Origin of the sequence: Paenibacillus sp. FSL L8-0708, from assembly GCF_038009325.1 — a bacterium.
In the GTDB taxonomy this organism is placed as follows: domain Bacteria; phylum Bacillota; class Bacilli; order Paenibacillales; family Paenibacillaceae; genus Paenibacillus_AQ; species Paenibacillus_AQ odorifer.
In genome coordinates this window covers 5,853,325-5,870,537 of sequence record NZ_JBBPBC010000001.1, presented here as the reverse complement: position 1 = coordinate 5,870,537, position 17,213 = coordinate 5,853,325, and the positions used below count along the sequence as shown (strand labels likewise).

The 17,213-nt window shown below is 44.3% G+C and carries 21 protein-coding genes, 3 tRNA genes and 1 pseudogene; 13 read left to right on the top strand and 12 right to left on the bottom strand.

Going from position 1 to position 17,213, the window contains the following annotated elements; all coding sequences use genetic code 11:
• Positions 1-1,024 precede the first annotated feature (1,024 nt).
• The 4 genes from NYE58_RS27795 (at position 1,025) to NYE58_RS27780 (ending at position 3,066) form a co-directional block, all read left to right on the top strand.
• Entirely contained in the window at positions 1,025-2,512 is a 1,488-nt protein-coding gene (locus NYE58_RS27795; protein WP_076219144.1) for an ABC transporter substrate-binding protein, read from the top strand.
• Between the two features lie 112 nt (positions 2,513-2,624).
• Positions 2,625-2,789, top strand: a complete 165-nt coding sequence (locus NYE58_RS27790; RefSeq protein WP_167347621.1) for a hypothetical protein — start codon at positions 2,625-2,627, stop codon at positions 2,787-2,789.
• Positions 2,790-2,871: 82 nt separating this feature from the next.
• Positions 2,872-2,948, top strand: a tRNA-Met gene (locus tag NYE58_RS27785).
• Positions 2,949-2,992: 44 nt separating this feature from the next.
• Positions 2,993-3,066 (top strand) — tRNA-Ile (locus NYE58_RS27780).
• Between the two features lie 441 nt (positions 3,067-3,507).
• Here NYE58_RS27780 and NYE58_RS27775 read toward each other — a convergent pair.
• Together NYE58_RS27775 and NYE58_RS27770 are read right to left on the bottom strand one after the other, a co-directional pair.
• Complete coding sequence (locus NYE58_RS27775) at positions 3,508-4,725, bottom strand: sialidase family protein (protein WP_076128840.1); 1,218 nt, start codon at positions 4,723-4,725, stop codon at positions 3,508-3,510.
• A gap of 33 nt (positions 4,726-4,758) precedes the next feature.
• A complete protein-coding gene (locus NYE58_RS27770) occupies positions 4,759-5,124 on the bottom strand; it encodes a hypothetical protein (RefSeq protein ID WP_076128842.1) in 366 nt (121 codons plus the stop codon).
• A gap of 399 nt (positions 5,125-5,523) precedes the next feature.
• On the opposite strand from NYE58_RS27770, the gene NYE58_RS27765 reads away from it, so the two are divergent.
• Complete coding sequence (locus NYE58_RS27765; protein WP_076128844.1) at positions 5,524-6,027, top strand: hypothetical protein; 504 nt, start codon at positions 5,524-5,526, stop codon at positions 6,025-6,027.
• Positions 6,028-6,809: 782 nt separating this feature from the next.
• On the opposite strand, the gene NYE58_RS27760 is transcribed toward NYE58_RS27765, so the two are convergent.
• The 7 genes and pseudogenes from NYE58_RS27760 to NYE58_RS27730 form a co-directional block, all read right to left on the bottom strand.
• On the bottom strand, positions 6,810-7,799 hold the full coding sequence (locus NYE58_RS27760; protein ID WP_081387487.1) for a hypothetical protein: 990 nt from the start codon (positions 7,797-7,799) through the stop codon (positions 6,810-6,812).
• Positions 7,796-8,290: an RNA polymerase sigma factor gene (locus NYE58_RS27755; protein WP_076220021.1), complete on the bottom strand. Its 495-nt coding sequence runs from the start codon at positions 8,288-8,290 to the stop codon at positions 7,796-7,798. Before NYE58_RS27755 ends, NYE58_RS27760 begins: the two co-directional genes overlap by 4 nt.
• A 358-nt stretch (positions 8,291-8,648) precedes the next feature.
• A pseudogene (locus NYE58_RS27750) lies at positions 8,649-8,741 on the bottom strand (phosphomethylpyrimidine synthase ThiC); the annotation flags it as partial.
• 113 nt (positions 8,742-8,854) lie between these two features.
• Entirely contained in the window at positions 8,855-9,190 is a 336-nt protein-coding gene (locus NYE58_RS27745; protein ID WP_076220020.1) for a DUF3139 domain-containing protein, read from the bottom strand.
• Between the two features lie 365 nt (positions 9,191-9,555).
• Positions 9,556-9,717, bottom strand: a complete 162-nt coding sequence (locus tag NYE58_RS27740; protein WP_155288176.1) for a hypothetical protein — start codon at positions 9,715-9,717, stop codon at positions 9,556-9,558.
• Positions 9,718-9,783: 66 nt separating this feature from the next.
• A complete protein-coding gene (locus NYE58_RS27735; protein ID WP_036683410.1) occupies positions 9,784-10,335 on the bottom strand; it encodes an ImmA/IrrE family metallo-endopeptidase in 552 nt (183 codons plus the stop codon).
• 163 nt (positions 10,336-10,498) lie between these two features.
• Complete coding sequence (locus tag NYE58_RS27730) at positions 10,499-10,675, bottom strand: YjfB family protein (protein WP_076098563.1); 177 nt, start codon at positions 10,673-10,675, stop codon at positions 10,499-10,501.
• 149 nt (positions 10,676-10,824) lie between these two features.
• Between NYE58_RS27730 and NYE58_RS27725 the strand changes: the two genes are divergently transcribed.
• On the top strand, positions 10,825-10,974 hold the full coding sequence (locus NYE58_RS27725) for a hypothetical protein (protein WP_155288175.1): 150 nt from the start codon (positions 10,825-10,827) through the stop codon (positions 10,972-10,974).
• An 81-nt stretch (positions 10,975-11,055) separates the two neighbouring features.
• On the opposite strand, the gene NYE58_RS27720 is transcribed toward NYE58_RS27725, so the two are convergent.
• Positions 11,056-11,487 (bottom strand): NucA/NucB deoxyribonuclease domain-containing protein, encoded by a 432-nt coding sequence (locus tag NYE58_RS27720; protein ID WP_076192139.1) that lies wholly within the window; start codon positions 11,485-11,487, stop codon positions 11,056-11,058.
• Between the two features lie 106 nt (positions 11,488-11,593).
• On the opposite strand from NYE58_RS27720, the gene NYE58_RS27715 reads away from it, so the two are divergent.
• Together NYE58_RS27715 and NYE58_RS27710 are read left to right on the top strand one after the other, a co-directional pair.
• Positions 11,594-12,010 (top strand): cytidine deaminase, encoded by a 417-nt coding sequence (locus tag NYE58_RS27715; protein WP_038572821.1) that lies wholly within the window; start codon positions 11,594-11,596, stop codon positions 12,008-12,010.
• Between the two features lie 174 nt (positions 12,011-12,184).
• On the top strand, positions 12,185-13,660 hold the full coding sequence (locus tag NYE58_RS27710; RefSeq protein ID WP_076276762.1) for a glycosyl hydrolase: 1,476 nt from the start codon (positions 12,185-12,187) through the stop codon (positions 13,658-13,660).
• A 73-nt stretch (positions 13,661-13,733) separates the two neighbouring features.
• Here NYE58_RS27710 and NYE58_RS27705 read toward each other — a convergent pair whose 3' ends face one another.
• Positions 13,734-14,222, bottom strand: coding sequence for a PH domain-containing protein (locus NYE58_RS27705; protein WP_076128858.1), 489 nt, complete (start codon positions 14,220-14,222; stop codon positions 13,734-13,736).
• 117 nt (positions 14,223-14,339) lie between these two features.
• Between NYE58_RS27705 and NYE58_RS27700 the strand changes: the two genes are divergently transcribed.
• Positions 14,340-14,900, top strand: a complete 561-nt coding sequence (locus NYE58_RS27700; protein WP_076128860.1) for a hypothetical protein — start codon at positions 14,340-14,342, stop codon at positions 14,898-14,900.
• Between the two features lie 214 nt (positions 14,901-15,114).
• Positions 15,115-15,450, top strand: coding sequence for a YolD-like family protein (locus NYE58_RS27695; protein ID WP_076128863.1), 336 nt, complete (start codon positions 15,115-15,117; stop codon positions 15,448-15,450).
• Here NYE58_RS27695 and NYE58_RS27690 read toward each other — a convergent pair.
• Complete coding sequence (locus NYE58_RS27690) at positions 15,447-15,611, bottom strand: hypothetical protein (RefSeq protein WP_169744799.1); 165 nt, start codon at positions 15,609-15,611, stop codon at positions 15,447-15,449. The genes NYE58_RS27695 and NYE58_RS27690 overlap by 4 nt on opposite strands.
• A 117-nt stretch (positions 15,612-15,728) precedes the next feature.
• On the opposite strand from NYE58_RS27690, the gene NYE58_RS27685 reads away from it, so the two are divergent.
• The 3 genes from NYE58_RS27685 (at position 15,729) to NYE58_RS27675 (ending at position 17,212) form a co-directional block, all read left to right on the top strand.
• Complete coding sequence (locus tag NYE58_RS27685; RefSeq protein WP_076220018.1) at positions 15,729-16,415, top strand: M15 family metallopeptidase; 687 nt, start codon at positions 15,729-15,731, stop codon at positions 16,413-16,415.
• A gap of 75 nt (positions 16,416-16,490) precedes the next feature.
• Entirely contained in the window at positions 16,491-16,967 is a 477-nt protein-coding gene (locus NYE58_RS27680) for a WGxxGxxG-CTERM domain-containing protein (protein ID WP_076136668.1), read from the top strand.
• A gap of 159 nt (positions 16,968-17,126) precedes the next feature.
• Positions 17,127-17,212: transfer RNA gene (locus tag NYE58_RS27675), tRNA-Leu, on the top strand.
• Position 17,213 lies beyond the last annotated feature (1 nt).

The window sequence follows — 17,213 nt, the reverse complement described above, 5'->3', positions numbered from 1 at the left end:
TGCACTTAAACTAACCTTCCTTAGAGGTTCTGGCGATATAGTTGCACTTTGTGCAATTATATCGCCAGAAATCCGCAGAAAGTACTTAATAACGTTTTTTAACTGCACATAGTGCAATTAAAGGGAGAAGCACAACACACTCATCTTTAATAGTTGCACAAAGTGCAGTTATCCTGCGTAGAAGGGGGCGATTTGTGCCGGTCACATGAAATGTAGCAGGTTAGTCAGTAGGTTAGTTAGTATGGAAGGAAAATGCTGTATTGGTAAAAGGAAAAGTAGAGTGGAGAGTGGGGTTTTGCTGTTTTTATTTACATTTGAATTTACATTTACATTTGAATTTACATTTACATTCTCATTCTCATTCTGACATTTGGCTGACCTGCGTTCTGTCGCTCTGGTATATTGCGCTCTGACACTCGGGATTCTGTTACTATGCTACTCCGCTACTCCGCTGCTATGCGCTGTCGCTCTATGCTCTGGCTCTGAACGCTCTGAACGCTCTGAACGCTCTGAAACTCTGCTAATCTGCTACTCTGCTGCTATGCGCTGTCGCTCTATGCTCTCCGCTCTGAACGCTCTGACACTCTGGAATACTATACTCTGCCCCCGTGATTCCATCGCAATGTCGTCTCAAACGCCGAATAGTTGCAGTTTGTGCACTTAAACTAACCTTCCTTAGAGGATCTGGCGATATAGTTGCACTTTGTGCAATTAAATCAGCCAGAAATCCGCTGAAAGCACCTAATAACGTTTTTTAACTGCACATAGTGCAATTAAAAGGAGAAGCACAACACACTCAGCTGTAATAGTTGCACAAAGTGCAATTATCCTGTCGCAGAAGGGCATTTCAGTATCCTCAGGAAACTCGCGGAATGTTTTTTATAGAAATAATATGAAGAAATCGTAGTTTAACTTTAAACAGCCTGTAACTTCCCCTCCTGAATAAAGCTATATACTGTTACTAGAATTATGGGTAATTATTCATAAGGTGGATGGATTGAGTATTTTATGGGAGGGTTCAAGAATGAATCATATAAATAATAATAGAAGGCTATGGCGGCGCTGGTTAAGCTTTGGAATATGTGCAGCACTCCTATTGCCTTTAATTTCTGAAAGCAGGCACACAGCTTGGGCGGAGGCTTCTAAGCCATCTGCAGAACAGCGTGTGTTACGTATTGGCAGCCTCTGGTCTGGAGAGGACGATTCTTCTTTTCGTCAGCAGTTTACAGATATGTATGAATTGCAGCATCCTGAAATCAAACTTGAGATTATTCCAGCCATTAATATGAATGAGCTTCGTTTTGACAGCACGTATCCAGAGGTTAACCCAGATAATATGGAGAATATCCGAGCGATTATGGGCGGTGCACAGCCGGTTGATGTAATCGTCGGTGATAGTACATTGGTGAAGAGTTTGGTGGAACATAATCTGGTGCAATCGCTGGAGCCGCTTATCGCACGGGATCAATATGATTTAAGCAATATGGCGCCTACGATGCTAAGTGGAGTTCGTGAGCTGGGTGGAGGAAGTCTTTACGCGTTAGCGCCGACCTTTATGTCGAGTGCGTTATATTTTAACAAAGGTATTTTTGATGCTGCAGGTGCAGGTTATCCGACAGATGGAATGACTTGGGATGAAGTGTTCGCGCTGGCTGAAAAGGTGACCAAGAAATCGACAAATAAAGATAAGCGTATATATGGCTTTTCGATGAACCGTTATATGAGCGATCCTTTCTGGGATATGCAGACCTATGTCTCACCGCTTGAGCTTGCTATGTATGACAACAAGGGACATAAGATGGAGGTAAATCAAACACAGTGGAGTCAAGCTTGGACGACCTACAGCCAATTGGTGAAAAAGCAAATTACACCTGGGTTAAACGGTATGGATTTTATAGAAACAGAACGGAGCTCCTATAGTCCTGTCCAAGGGGATCTCTTCCTTACCGGAAAAGCTGCAATGGTAATTGGAGAATACGATTATCTTAATGAGCTTGCAGGTGTGAGCCGCAATGCAGCAAAGATTAAAAATTATAATCCTGTCGATTGGGGTTTCGTTACCGTACCTACTTTTAAGGAGAAACCAGGAGTGGCTGTAGGTACTTGGGTAGGTAATATGATGGCTATCAACACTATGGCTGCTAATAAGGAAGATGCTTGGGATTTGATCAAGTTCGTCAACAGTAATGATGTAGCCAAAATAAAAGCCCATACGCGCGGAGAACTAACTTCCCGTAAGGATTACATTACTACGAAGGTTCCTTCAGTAAATCTGGAGTCCTTCTATACGCTCAAACCGTTACCTGCCAATGATCCTATGATGAACATTCTACAGACACAGAAGCCTGGAATTAGCCGTATTAACGATGTTGGGCGCCAACTGTTCACTGAAGTTTATCAGGGCAAGAGAACGGTCGAGAGTGCCCTAAAAGCTTGGGAGAAGCAAGGGAATACCATGCTGGGTACGCTCGAAAAAGATCCCACATATTATTTTGACTCCATAGGGGATTGAGTTTTGGAATATGTAGCAGCCACCGGATTTCCGGTGGCTTATTTTGTGGAATTTGGGCATGATAAGTTCAGAGCAGCGTAAGATTAATTTGCGAAAAGGAGAAGAGGGCATCATGAATTGGATATACTTCGCGAAACTGTTCAGAACGAGATTTCAAGCAGGCTGTTTGGCAAAAAGACTGGAGCAAGATGGCTGGATTTATGGCTATCATGACCCAAGTTTTGTGGAGATTTATCGATCCCGCAAAGGAAGATATGGGGTTAGATTTTTGCCTTGAGAACTTTTACAAATTCATCCTTGACGTAGACCCATTTTGTACTGTATATTATTTATTGTCGCTGTTTGAATATTATTTATGACGCGGGGTGGAGCAGCCCGGTAGCTCGTCGGGCTCATAACCCGAAGGTCGCAGGTTCAAATCCTGCCCCCGCAACCAATTTTAGTACAACAGCAATTGTACATTCGGATATTTTTAGATCCGGGCCCTTAGCTCAGTTGGTTAGAGCGGTCGGCTCATAACCGATTGGTCGGGGGTTCGAGTCCCTCAGGGCCCACTTATCAAAAACCCTTACTTTGTAAGGGTTTTTTGCTGTCTGTAGGTTCCCTTGTAAGTAGAAGTGGAAGAGTTGGAAAAGCGACAAAATAGAGAATGATCACATTTTGGTCACGGCGTTGTTAGATCCACTGGTTTTATCATAGATCATCTGGAAAACGGTAAAAAGTATGTATTCTGTGGAACTGCCCTACTCTTGTAGAGGAAAGGGGGACAGTCAAGACATATAGACTATTAAGTAGAAGCACCATACGCCGTAGATTTTTGATTGAATTAAAAGCATGTCCAATACGCTGAAATTGATGATTTCTTTGAACAGGTTAATGCTGAATTTTGATAAGAAGCAATAAAGGATGCCGCATGTTCGCTCGGCATCCTTTATTGAAGATGGGTATACTAACTTAACAGCCTTTTAATTTATCATCAGAAGTTGATTAATAGCTTATTGATTATCCCCAAACCAGATGTTCTCAGTACCGGTCCGCGTGTCTGTCCATACGCTCACTAGACGGCCTGTTTGGGGGACGATGGCATTACCGATGTAGTCCCCAATTAGGGGGATGCCGGTGACGTCAAAGGAAGTTGTTGTTATCCGGGTGTTTGTATACGTCATACCGCCATCTCTAGAGGTTGCTAGATAAACATCAAGGTTGAGGGGGTTGACTCGATTAGTGTAATAGGTAACGAATATTGCACCATCCGCAGGGGATACGGTGATGGCTGGGAAAAAGTTTTGGGAGCCCACCGGACTACCTGTAATGGATATTGGTGCCCCCCAATCCACACCAAAATTGGTGGAAGTGGCAAGAAAAATATCGGAATAACCTTCTCGAAAATCTTGCCATACAGCATAGACATTACCTCGCGTCGTCGGTGCATTAGAAATATCTGCTGCGAGGGAAGGGTATGTCAGACATCTAAATGTATATCCCGGCAATGGATCTGGTGGGACTACAACGCTGGCGACCATGGTTTCAGGAGTAAAAATGACCCCACCGTCTGAGGATGTGCGAATTTTAAGATCAGTATTACCGGGAGGCTGATTGATCCATCCCACGATAACAATCCCATTTAATGTAATTGCTATACCGGGGAATTCTTCGAATTCTTCGACCGAAGACAGCAGGGAGGGACTGGAATAGGTACTACCGTTATCTAGGGAACGATTGAAGAATATCGTATTTCCCGGTATGAATTGTGTGTTGTAATCATGCGTATAACCAGTATATACATTTCCAAAAAAGGGACTTGATCCAGCTTTGTCGGTGACAACGACCACCTGATCATCATTTACAAACTGCCCAAACCCTTGATTCACGATGACTGGAGGTCCGAATGAAGAGGCATTGTCGGCAGATGTATAGGAAACGATCGACCCGCTGAGACCGTCTGAATCGAAGGCGTGGGCTAATACTACGAAAGTGGTCGGGAAAATATAATCAATATGTGGTGCTTCGATGCCTGCAAATCCTGTCGGTAACGGCAATAACGTTGTTGTCCAAGTGGCACCTGCGTCAATAGATTTGTATAAACCTATATTAGGAGGGCCTAATCGAAGATCTACAGCTACGGCAACCATAACTGAAGGATTAAGCCAATTTACCGCGATGGTGGGCTCAAACTGAACGCTTGCGCTCGGCGAAATTTGAATATTAGCCATGCTAAGCTCCTTTCGTCAGAGAGTTTTCGGTACTTATGGGTTCAGCTGAGCTATGAAAGTAAGTTCGGATTGCAGCACTCTTTGATGGGGAATGACGTTTCCTGACGAATCCGTTCCGAACACCGTGATAATCGTGTCTGCCGGTGCGTTTCCAGTTACTAGAAATTGGACTTCATAAGCTGAATTGCCTGCGATATTAAAACCGAGAAACTGGCTGGTGTTAGCATTAACATTTAATGAGTTGGAGTAGACTAAACCTTTACTAACCAAGGTATTCCATACGTAAACGTGATAGACTACGTTAGATGAAAAACTAAGGTTGTCATTATCGATATTAATGAGCACGTTGGATGCTGGGGTAGTCCCTGTGTTCGTAATGATGCCTGTTGTTGTTGCCATGAGCTTCACCTCTTTATTAGTTTGCTATATATATATGAATTGAGATTCATTGTGTTTGGACAAGGGAATCAGAAAAATCGCGGAAATGAATACTGAGAGGTCTAATTAGGTGGGGAAATACAAATAAATTTTCAGAAATCTGAAGATAACTTGATTATAAGTTGAACAGCAATTGAGGATTTTTACGACTTCTCTGCCACTGCAGCTCTTGTAAGGCGTATGCAGGTAACTATTCACTATCAGCAGGAGAATTTTAAATAGAAGGTCTGACATTTATTTTAAATAAATGTTATAATTATAATATCAGTGTGTAGAGATATTGGTCTTTTTTATTGGACCAAAAATATATGTCTCATGATACGTCTGCCATCTGAAATATTATTCACGGAGATGACAAACATGCATGGAGACACAAGACTGCCCAGAAACGGAAAAGAAGGTATACTATTTTTACTCATTATTTCAATCATTTCAGTTAACACTATCGCCCCTATTATTGTGGGGTTGGAACGCGGCTTCAGTAAGGAAGTGTATATAGATACACTAAAGGTTATTCCGTTTATGTGGATGATCGTAGTTTTATCCGTAAGATTAGTTGCAGGACCGATTGTTGGAAAAGTGATGCCGAAATTCATGGGACAAACCGATGGATTTAATGCAAGGATTCTGTTGAATACTTTATTGAATGTCACAGTGTTATCTATTTTACTATCAATTATCGGCACATGGGTTGGGACGAAACAAATAAGCCTGGATCCACTTAAAAACTTTCTTCACATCTGGCCGAGAAACTTTGGAATAGCATTTTGGATTGAACTGTTGGTTGCGCAGCCGATCGCAAGATTTGCAATGAAAACATTACACGCAAGACAGGATCGTAAAACGGAAAGTGTAAATGCGTAACTAGCTAGAGTGTAGTAGACTAATAAGAAATTCAAGGAGCGTCCATGGTGGGCGTTCCTTTTTTGTAGCAATTGGAAGTATCGAGAGAGACCCTGTGTTCCTTTGAAATTTGATTCGATAACAATTACGTGAACGATGCTTCTCCTGTCGGACACAGCTGACCCTTAAAGCGTTTTTTTTCCAAATTTGCAATTCTAACGGACTCCATAGTCACTATTGGCATAAAAAGTACCGCATGTGAGCCTCTTTCTAGGCATTAGCGTCCATGGAGTCCGAAACCATGCTCTTAAGGCTGAAAATCAGCAAATAGCGACATCTGGGTCCGATAGCTCGAGGTGGAGGAGGTTAGTTCGTTAATTCGTTAGCTCGTTAGTGCCGTGCTCTTCATAGATTTAGTTGCAGAAATTACAATGAGAAGCAGCTTTTAAAGGAACAATCAGTAGTCTCACCTCTACAACCAGCATATCTAGTATGCGGGCTCGTAAACCATACAGTAAAGCACAAAACGGCACTGCTCCAAACCATGAAATGGTTTTGAAGCAGCGCCGTTTTTGTTAACAGCCAGCTAAATTGTCCAATGGAGAGCAGGGCGACCGAAACGTTGTCCCTAATTGCCTCCGATCGCTGGCCCAACCGCAGTCCCGATCGCAGTCCCGATCGCAGTCCCGATCGCAGTCCCGATCGCAGTCCTGATTGCAGTCCCGATCGCAGTTCTGATTGCAGTCCCGATCGCAGTCCCGATCGCAGTCCCAACCGCTATCCCTGGGTTTCCACCAGCATCCCTAAAGTTTCATGCTGTCCCACAGCTGCTGGAATGCCCCGGATTCGACCTCGAAGAATACCGGTGCTTGACCGTAGCGAACAAGTCCTTGACCGAACAGCGTCAGCTCTACTCGGGCGTTGTCTTCCAGCTGCAAATAGATGATCTTACGGTCTTCGCTGTCGTAGATGCCTTGCTCGATCAGCGGCTCTGCTGCCAGCGGTTTGGCAGCTTGGAGGGCTGTCAGGAAGCCATCAAGCGCCTCGCCATTGGCGATTGGCGCCTGCTGCTGGAGGCCGTTGTTCCAGCTGTTGAAGCTTTCCCATTGAGCAGAAGTAACTCGGCCTTCAAGATTCAGCTTGCCGAACAGGTCGGCGCCGCTGTTTATGGTGATGCCGTTCGTGTGCTCATACAGTTCGGCGAATACCTTACCGTTGATTTCCGAATAGGACATAATTAGGAAGCTGGAGTCATAGCCCTTCACGGAATAGAGATCCGTTTCGCCGATGTTCGAGGCTAACTCAATATATTCGTCGTTAATGCTCCATTCGTTGATGCCGCCTGTAGTGCGTCCCAACTTGTCACCGCGCAGAGCAGCAGCATCGTCAGCGTCAATGCGAGTCGCTGACTGTGTATAAATATTATTTTTATACACGACCAAGGCGATCATATCTGCCTTCACGCCAGACTCCTTATCTGGCAGTTTCAGCTTGGGAATGACAATGCTGCCGGATGTAGCTGTGCCTGAATTGCCAGCAATGCTTGCTCCCGGAGTTACCTGGGCAACCTGCCCTGGGGAGCTCTGACTGTTCAACTGCTGCCATATACTAGGCCCAGCCAGACCGATTCCTGCGGCGAGCACGACACTTGCCGCGATATAAACGGTTTTGCGCGGACGCTTCCGCTCCTGCCGCTGCTCTATTTTATTGAACAATTCTTTTTTCATCTCTTCACCTGGTTTCATCGAATCCACCGCTTTCTTATATGTTGTTCGAAACTGATCTTCCTTCACTGTGGTTCCGCTCCTTCCAGCTCCAGTTTTAACAGTTGCCGTCCCCGCTGAAGTCTCATCTTCACGGCAGACTGACTAATCTGCAGAATCTTGCTGATCTCCTGGATGGGATAGTCCTCGTAATAATAAAGATGGATTACGGTTTTATACTTCATGGGCATCGCCATAACTAACTGCAGCAGAGCCCAATCCTCGGGGCTGTCTGCCGCAATTGGCTCAGCGCTCTCCAGCTTAACCTCACGCTTGCGCCAGCCTCTGCCCAGTAGTGTTTTACAATGGTTGGTGATCACCCGGATCAGCCATGCCTTCTGATGTTCGGCATCTTTGAACTCCGGCGCTTTTTCTATTAGCTTGATGAAGGTATCCTGAGTGGCTTCTTCGGCATCTTGCCGGCTGCCTAGATGGACCAATGCGATCCGGAACAGCATATCTGCGTAGATTTCGTAACTCTTCATCACATGATTTCCCGGCCGGGTCATGGATCGCTGCATGATACTGTGCCCTCCCTTTACCTATAACACCATTTAGGACGGCATTAGGTCACATTTTGTTCCTGAGAAAATTCCTTTGTGTTTGAGCGTAAAGAATACCTATTCATAAATTATCTCCACAGGCTTACGGACTCAGAAGTCGTTATTTGTATATTTATAGGCTTTTGAGCAGGTTCGCGGACTCCAGTGACGCTATTCCTTAAAAAGGAGGTCTTATATGGTGTTTTTCATGCCAATAAAGGCTATGGGGTCCGCTACACTTTGAAATGGAGGGTTATACCGCGCATAAGATCAACTGTGTCCGATAGCTGCTAAGAACCACGCCAATGTTATCTGTAGTCAGTGGACCTAATGTCTAAAAAGGGGCTTCGTTACAAGTTTCAAGTTGCTTATCCATACTCTCTTTAGTCAAGTGCATCGGCACATGTCCTGGACCCTCTACCATCACCTGTCTACGCAAACGATGTTTACCTATTTAGAGCAGGGAAGATTAAAAAACGCGTTTGCCCAAGCAGCCAAGTGCTGACTGCTGGACAAACGCGTCTTTTTTATAGGGCAACTCCTTCACGGGAGATTCTCCTCGATATGTTTATATGTATAGCTAGGATCATTACCTTTAACAGGAGCCCTGCTGTATTGAAAGATCCTTCCATTTTCTTTTCGATAAAAGTATCTTGCGTAGGGTTCGTCTGCAAAAATCACCGTGGTACTTACGAGGGGAGCTTTGGCAATCTGGGTGTATACTTTATCAAAATCTTCTTTCTTATAATTTCTCGTCTCTACTAGATAATGAATGACTTCTCTGTTCATATGATTTTGGAAGTAGTGGAAGGATAAGGATGTTATTCCATAGATTAAAAGGATTAGAACGATGAAGATTAGTTTTGTTTTTTTCTTCATTAATTCCCTCCATATAAATAATTTGTATATAGTATAAGATAATATACTGAGACTGGTATGTCATTCATAGATATATGACGCAGGAGGAAGAGAAAATACTGGAGCTGGAGCAGCAAATTAAGATGCTGGAGGACCAGGCAAGTCCGAGGCTGCCGGAGGTGAAAATCTTATAGTTTTAAAATATGGGGTTTTGTCGGTGTATTTGTTATTCTAATTCTTATTGGTGTGATACAGTTTGTATCTGCATAACAGATTATACAAAAAGGCAGCAAATACTGATAGTAATCCAGGCGTAAGCGAAAGAAGAATTGCCGGGATATACTATATTTGCTGCCTTTTAACTTATGAAGAATAATGATTCTCTTTTAGTCCTCTTTGGGTTCTTGCAATAAAATGGAGAAGGTCCCCGTTTCGTGATCCACCTCAATCGTCTCAATGCCCACGAAATCCGGGATTTCGGGGTGTACTGCATCTACATTATAATCCGGATGAGTCAGTAATAATTCAATTACTTTAATGGCTTCCATGTCGTTCCCCCTCACGAGAAATTCCACCATAAATGAATATGCAGAGCACTATTGCAACTAAGCTTATTATCTCCGTGATCCGTTGCGAATATGTGTCAGTCGTTCTTCGTTTCTTCCCATCACGGCCAATAATTGCCCTTGGAACACACGTCTTTGGATCTGATCAATCCGCTGTAAGGCCAGCTCGGCAGGAACTTGAAATTCTGCTGCGAGATAGGAGATGGCATCCTCCCGTTGCTCAGGCAATGTCATGCGGGAGATCATGGAGTAAGGCATCGCCGCATACAAGATAAAACGCTCCGATTCATCCTCCTGTGCCCGCGTGAAATGCTCTGGCATCAAGGTCTGATTATCACTGCCATGGCGAAGGAGGTGACACAGTTCATGAAGAAACTCTAGCCGTTGAAGATTGGCTGGAAGGCGGTTGTCGATAAACAGGCTGTACATCCCTGCAGACGCTTCAATGCTCTTGCTTCTCACATCCAAATAATGAACCCAGATATTAAGCCGCTCTGCAATATACGATATTGAAATTTGTGAAGGCTGATGAAGATTTAATCGCTTGTATAAATCCTCTGTCCATTTCTCAAGCACAGTCATTTGATAATATGATTTCATGTTCTCCAACTTATTCACCTCGTTTAAAATCACTAATAAATCACTAATGGGATCGTATGTTCGCATAAATGTGCAAAAGAAAAGCCCGAAGGGCTATGTAGAGTAAAAAAATGCTAAGGATACACAGGAACATTCGTTCTCATGTATCCTTAGCATAAAGCAATTACACACTAATATCAAGTGTTTTTCCCAAATTAGGAGCAACGCTTTTGCCCAGCATTTCCACCATGGTTTGGCTCTGGGTTTCAGCCTGATTCTTGGCAATATTCATGACCTGTATCCCAACATTTTGAGCTAAGGATGCTTGGCTCATTGCCATTGATAATGCAGCTATATCCATATTGCACCTCCTTTGTGTATATCCTGTTTATCGACTGTCTACCTTCAATTCATTAGGTGATTGGCATTTGTTTGCCAATTCGCCCAAACGGCTTATCTCCTTTTTACATATCTTGTGCTGTAGTCATTAATCATTAGGAGGAATTGAAAATGGGAATGGAACATGGTTGTGGTTGTAACGTAGGTCCGGTAGTAAGTCCAGCATCAGTAGGTCCGGTGTGTAGTCCTTGGACTTCAACAGGAGCAATTCTGGTACTTTTCATCTTGCTGGTTATCATCACTAAAGCTTGCTTATTCTAAGTTAGCTGATGTGCAGTGTAGCCCCATCTGGCGAATGCCAGGTGGGGCTATTCTATTGCCTGGGGCTGGTCAGACAGACCGTTATTTAAACATAAATTCTACCCGGGTTCCGTCTGCATAATCCTCCAGCTGATTGCCAACCCAGCTTCCTGCCCCGCGGTTATCGCTTGGCGTTATGTATTCAATGTCGGCACCAACGCCGCCTTCCTTACACATAGCCATTGGCCATTCATCCCGGTCATACCCCTTTTTAGTGGGAATCCCTTTTAAGGACTCTTTACGGTTCTCTTCAGCCTGCTCTCGGTTAATCGTACATGTGGCGGATTCACCCTTCGCAATGGCATCCTGAATATGTTTGGCGGTCTCAGGATAGCGGTCTGATGGGAAGGTTAGCTGAACAACACTCGAATCGGATGGAGACGAGGGGTCTGTAGGCTCTCCGTTTTGTTCAAACCAGTAACTAGCCAAAGCAAGTAATGCAACAATGATGAGACTGGAGATCCATTTTTTCACTTTCAAATCTGCTCCTCCTTTTTTGGCACTTAAAATAGTATATCTTATATCATAATTCAGTGCGATTTAATATAATTAGGTAAAATAAAGGAGGACGGAACTGGATATGGAGTACATAATTACCATTGAGGATCAGACGCTTATTACGGCTGCCGAAGATATAATTACCAGGCGTTATGAATGGGGACGGCACCATGTGGGTGCAGCGCTTCGTACTAAAACAGGAGAGATTTTTACAGCGGTACATGTGGAAGCCAGCATGGGGAGGATTACAGTCTGTGCAGAAGCGATGGTGATTGGCAAAGCGATATCCGAAGGTTATAAGGAATTTGATACGATTGTTGCGGTAAGGCATTCTGACCCAGACAGCGAGGAAAAAGAGATTAAAGTAGTCTCTCCCTGCGGCATGTGCCGAGAGTTAATTGCGGATTATGGAATAGACTGCAAGATAATTGTATCGGAGGATGACCGATTAGCTAAATATGAAATCACTGAGCTATTGCCTTTAAGGTACACGAGATAAGAAAAAAAGTAATGAGGAGCCGCGGAGCTCCTTTTTTTGTTGAGCCGTGAATTTATTCAGCAGTTCCTTATATCGTCCCAACTTATTTTACAACTTCATGTCCATTCGCTGAGTTCATGTCATTATTGTCCCCATACTATAACTTAAAAAGATTTAAAAGGATGGTGAGAATAGATGGAGCAGCGGATTATTCGTCAGATGGTTGATTCAGCATCAAGGTTCGTGGGCGATGTGCAGTGGCAGATGGCTTTTCGCAGATTACAAATGGCTCCGGCGGATTCGGGGCTGTCGTCCTCGGCTCAGCTATTGCTGAATACCCTCTATTACTTGCAGGGAAAGGGTGTGATAAGCGGCCAACATGATTATTTGGAAAGTGCAGACGAGCTCATGGAGAAGCTTAAAAATACCAGCGGGGCATATGCTGCGCTGCATGGCTACGAGCTGGGAGCAATCAATAATCAGTCACAGGCTCTAATTGACAATCAACGGAATTGGGTCGTCAGCAGTGCGATACGCTGGTCTAGGGCCGGCGGGATTGTAACGATGTGTTATCACGCTGCATTACCGGGGACAGCGCCAACTTGGGGGAATGTAAATACGAGCCTAAGCAATGCTGATTTTGATAAATATATAACCCCAGGTACCACCCAGTATAATGCTCTGTTAGCTGATCTGGATAAGATAGCCCTGTCGCTGAAAAAGCTTAATGACGCAGGGGTTCCTGTACTTTGGCGGCCGTATCATGAAATGAATGGTGGATGGTTTTGGTGGGGGCAAAAGAGCAATTACGCTGCATTGTGGAGCCTTATGTTCGATCGTTTTACCAATTATCATAAGCTGCATAATTTATTGTGGGTTTGGAGTCCAAACGCAAAAAATCAGTGGTGTGATGAGCCGGCAGAATACTATCCGGGCAGTGATAAGGTAGATGTGCTGGCGCTCGACATTTATGACGCGGATTTCAAGATTAGTCATTATGATAATTTATGGGATCTGGGTCGTGGCAAGCTGATTGCGATTGGTGAGAATGGAGAGCTTCCGTCTGCTGAACTGTTGTCCAAAACACAGCCCAAATGGTCTTATCAGCTGACCTGGGGGAAACTCCTCTATGAGAAGAATACCGACGCTGTGATAAAAGCTTTTATGAACGACAAAATGGTATTCACACGAGAGGAGTATGCTGCTGAGGCCGCCGCTTTCGCTGCTATCGGGGATAGTGTGCTGGAGAGTGGACTCTGTGGCCAATATTACAATAACATGACGCTTAGCGGCACGCCTGCACTGTTGCGAACGGATGCCAATATTAACTTTTCATGGAGACAAGGTTCACCTGATCCTGCCATTCGTGTAGATGCATTCTCTGTGCGGTGGAGTGGGAAGCTGACGGCTGCTTTTAGCGAGGTGTATACCATTTATTCCTACTCTGATGATGGGATACGGGTATGGATTGATGGCGGGCTAGTCATTGATAGTTGGGTGAATCAGAGCGGCCAGGAACGAAAAGGGAGTATAAACCTGATTGCAGGTAAGCCGTATGAAATAAAGGTGGAGTATTATGAGAATGCGGGCGACGCCCGGGTTGTTTTGCAGTGGGAGAGTCCGAGCCAGATCAAGGGGGTTATCCCAGCGGGGGCATTTTATCTTCCTTAAAAAAGAGTACTTCAAGTGTGCAAGCGCAAGCAAAAAGCCCCGGTTTTCCGGGGCCTTTTTACGTATGAACGTCTTAAATTTGCTCGCGGTAGCTAATGTTGTTGGCGATCTTCTCGTCACGAACGGCTTTGCGCAGAACATCTTTGACGGTTTGGGCATCATGGATTTTTCGAAAAAGAAGCTGAGGCGCTGAGGCATCATCAGAAAATACAGTTAATGATCCAATGCCAAGCATCCGGTCCATGATAGACTGTTTTACGGATAAATCGCGTACGCGCAGCAATTCGATTTCTTCAACATTTTTACCGATAAGTCCGGTCTTTACCATAATACGCTGACTTGTAATGGTATATGAAGTTGTGTTAAGTCCTACGATTCCTTTGAGTCGATCCGAGATGCCGGCAGGTTTGCCTTTCCAGAGCACGACTTCTTGAATGACATGATTATCTACTGCTGGTCGATGAGCGGTTACTGGAGCAGTACCGTCAAGGCTGGTTCCACATTCTCCACAAAATTTAGCGCCCTGCTTGTATTCCGCTCCACAGGTGGTGCAATAAGGCATAAATACTCTCCTTTCCTGATCACAATTAAAATAATTATAACATAACAGTCATTTTACATATATTTCATTTGCGCTTTACACAAACCGACATTATCCTGTTAAGTGGAGGGATAAATAATGAAAAAAGCTTTACTAATAGGAATGCTGATGATGACTGTCATCCTTAGCGCCTGCAGCAATAATTCAACTTCATCGGCACCTGCCACGGAGGAAGAAGTGCAGGAGACCGTGCAAAACTTCTACAATGAAATGTCTAAACTTGAAGAGTCAGGAAAAACTTCTTTAGCGGAGTTCAACGAAGCCATTGCGGGTTATTCAGCAGGAGAACTCACGGACAAGCAGTTGGAGAAGAAAATTAAGCAATTCCAGAGTACCGCAACAGATTTATCGAATCAAGCCGAGAAAGTAAAAATTTCCTCCAGCTTGCCTGAAGACATTCGTAAGTTGCTCGAAGAGTCTAAAGTTGCCTTTGAAAGTGCTTATTCTTTAAAAGAAGAGGCCTCTCAAGGTGCTGATTCCGCAAACGTTACGGCTGAGCAATTTAATGAATTGAATCAGAACGCTGATGTAGCGATGTTATTCGGTATTTCCAAGCTTAACGAGGCAAGAGAAGCAACAGGACTTATAGACTCCGAAGGTCAGGCTACCTCAGAGTCTGGGGACGTTGTTCAAGAATAAATCAAATCAGGCGCTGCGCAGTTTATCTGTCAGCGTTTTTTTGCTGCGAATTTTATCTTGAATAGATATACATTAATATACATCTTTTGAATAAAGAGTAACCCTTAAAAAGGTATCTTTTTCCTGATTATTGATTAATATGCGAAGATGCGGATATAATACAAACATACGTTCGTGTTTAGAGGAATAGATATATAATTAAGGAGGGGTTACCATGGGCAAAAAGCTGGAGAAAAACGGGCTGTGGGAAAGCAGCCGCATGATGCTGCCGGAGCATAAGATACGAATTATAAGAGATGAACGGGAAACGCTGCGCCGCATCAAGCCTATTCTGGATGAGCAGAAGCTGGAGGAGATTGAATGTACACTGGCTTTGTCGTTGCGGAGTCATGTACGAGTGACAGTTGTTCTTTTTGACCCTTTTGAAAATACGATGTTAAGTGGTTTTGTGACTTCCATTCACACCCACTCGCGTGAGTTTAAGCTGCAGTGGGCGGAGGAATGGAAGTGGATCGATGTGGATGATATTGTCGAGGTCTACATCGTTTAATGCTGAGAACCGTTGCCTTCGCTTTTCTCATAAGCGATTAAGGTAACGGTAGGATTACCGGTCAGATGTGCAATGGAAGCTTCAGCATTCCGAATAATTTCCAGTGCTTCTTCCTGTTCACTAAGGGCTGCAACTTTATAGCTATCGCTATGAATATCCATATGTCTCCCACCTTTCGTTAAATATTTTGTCCTTTTTTGTGGAAATCATCCTAAGGGGGACAGGGGTACAGGCAAATAGGGCAAAGGCATCATTGAATATACCAAAGGGGTGATTCTATGCTGACTTTGGAGCAATTGAGGGAAAAATCCGCGGCGCGTCTGGTCGGGCTTCATCCTGTCTTGGCGGCAGGTGCGAATGTTTTGATTCAGCAAAGCCATGCGAGAGGAGTCCCTATCGTTATTACTCAGGGTCTACGGACCATTGCTGAGCAAAATGCTTTGTATGCGCAGGGTAGAAGCAAACCAGGACCGATAGTTACCAACGCTAAAGGCGGTACCAGCTATCATAATTATGGTCTTGCGTTTGATTTTGCGCTTTTGCTGCCGAATGGCACTAGCCTTTCTTGGGATATCAATCGTGATGGTGATAAGGATAAGACAGCAGATTGGCAAGAGGTTGTACAGGAGGCTAAGCGGCTTGGTTTAGAATGGGGCGGGGACTGGACCTCTTTTAAAGATTATTCACATCTGCAAATGACTTTCGGTTTAACTATAGATCAACTTCGGGCAGGTAAACGTCCAACGACGGACCAAGCCAAAGAGGCTTTAAAAAAGATTACCGGAGGGGATGATCAGGTGAACAAAGACGTTACAGTGACCATTAACCTAAACGGCCGCAAGCTTACCGATGGCGTTCTCGATACCGGAACAACCTATGTACCCATACGTGCGCTGGCTGAGGCGCTTGGAGCAAAGGTTACTTATGATGCTGTGACTAAGACAGTTAATGTAGTAAAAGAGTAAAACCACCATGCATAGACAGTGCCGTCCAAGGGGAAATTATCAGTGATAACTAACCTTAAAGGGAGGCATAACACTGTGAACAAGCTGATAACAAGCCTTGCATGCGGTACTGTATTATCAATGAGTCTAATGGGAGCTAGCTATGCATCAAATGCCGTGGGATCAGCAGCATTGGGCGGTATCCCAGCCGCGAATACCGGGATGGATGGGACTGCGGAACACACTCGGATGATGAACACGGAAGGCAATTTAATGAACGGCACCACTGGAACGCTGAATCAGCATGAGAGCATTATGAAAGATAAGATCCGCATCGATGATAATTACAGACCTAACAACTACAACACCAATAACTACAATGACACCCGAAATAACTACAGAACCAACAGCACTGTCAACCCGGCAACCAACACCACACAGACCGGCAAATACCGTGCAACTAGTACAACAACGAATGCTGCAACTAACAAAGGATCTAATTGGGGCTGGCTCGGTCTGCTTGGACTTTTGGGTCTTGCCGGAATGAGAAGCAGAAGTGACGAGCGTAGATAATCCGCGTTTATAATAACCCGTATCGGTTCTGGCTGAACGGGTTATTTTTATTGTGAATAAATTTTTTTCGAAAAAGGATTGCGCGTTATCGATATTCATGATATTATATTTCTTGTCGCGTTATATGTGAACAACGTATGAAGCTTCAACACATAATATGCCGGGGTGGCGGAACAGGCAGACGCACAGGACTTAAAATCCTGCGGTACGTGAGTACCGTACGGGTTCGACCCCCGTCCTCGGCAT

Bases quoted from the DNA above. Each gene is read 5' to 3' on its own strand.
- NYE58_RS27740 (WP_155288176.1), bottom strand. From the start codon at position 9,717: ATGGAAGCCATTAAAGTAATTGAATTATTACTGACTCATCCGGATTAT.
- NYE58_RS27705 (WP_076128858.1), bottom strand. From the start codon at position 14,222: ATGCCTTATTGCACCACCTGTGGAGCGGAATACAAGCAGGGCGCTAAA.
- NYE58_RS27695 (WP_076128863.1), top strand. From the start codon at position 15,115: ATGGGCAAAAAGCTGGAGAAAAACGGGCTGTGGGAAAGCAGCCGCATG.
- NYE58_RS27685 (WP_076220018.1), top strand. From the start codon at position 15,729: ATGCTGACTTTGGAGCAATTGAGGGAAAAATCCGCGGCGCGTCTGGTC.
- NYE58_RS27755 (WP_076220021.1), bottom strand. From the start codon at position 8,290: ATGCAGCGATCCATGACCCGGCCGGGAAATCATGTGATGAAGAGTTAC.
- NYE58_RS27795 (WP_076219144.1), top strand. From the start codon at position 1,025: ATGAATCATATAAATAATAATAGAAGGCTATGGCGGCGCTGGTTAAGC.
- NYE58_RS27790 (WP_167347621.1), top strand. From the start codon at position 2,625: ATGAATTGGATATACTTCGCGAAACTGTTCAGAACGAGATTTCAAGCA.
- NYE58_RS27765 (WP_076128844.1), top strand. From the start codon at position 5,524: ATGCATGGAGACACAAGACTGCCCAGAAACGGAAAAGAAGGTATACTA.
- NYE58_RS27710 (WP_076276762.1), top strand. From the start codon at position 12,185: ATGGAGCAGCGGATTATTCGTCAGATGGTTGATTCAGCATCAAGGTTC.
- NYE58_RS27690 (WP_169744799.1), bottom strand. From the start codon at position 15,611: ATGGATATTCATAGCGATAGCTATAAAGTTGCAGCCCTTAGTGAACAG.
- NYE58_RS27735 (WP_036683410.1), bottom strand. From the start codon at position 10,335: ATGAAATCATATTATCAAATGACTGTGCTTGAGAAATGGACAGAGGAT.
- NYE58_RS27725 (WP_155288175.1), top strand. From the start codon at position 10,825: ATGGGAATGGAACATGGTTGTGGTTGTAACGTAGGTCCGGTAGTAAGT.
- NYE58_RS27775 (WP_076128840.1), bottom strand. From the start codon at position 4,725: ATGGCTAATATTCAAATTTCGCCGAGCGCAAGCGTTCAGTTTGAGCCC.
- NYE58_RS27700 (WP_076128860.1), top strand. From the start codon at position 14,340: ATGAAAAAAGCTTTACTAATAGGAATGCTGATGATGACTGTCATCCTT.
- NYE58_RS27770 (WP_076128842.1), bottom strand. From the start codon at position 5,124: ATGGCAACAACAACAGGCATCATTACGAACACAGGGACTACCCCAGCA.
- NYE58_RS27730 (WP_076098563.1), bottom strand. From the start codon at position 10,675: ATGGATATAGCTGCATTATCAATGGCAATGAGCCAAGCATCCTTAGCT.
- NYE58_RS27715 (WP_038572821.1), top strand. From the start codon at position 11,594: ATGGAGTACATAATTACCATTGAGGATCAGACGCTTATTACGGCTGCC.
- NYE58_RS27745 (WP_076220020.1), bottom strand. From the start codon at position 9,190: ATGAAGAAAAAAACAAAACTAATCTTCATCGTTCTAATCCTTTTAATC.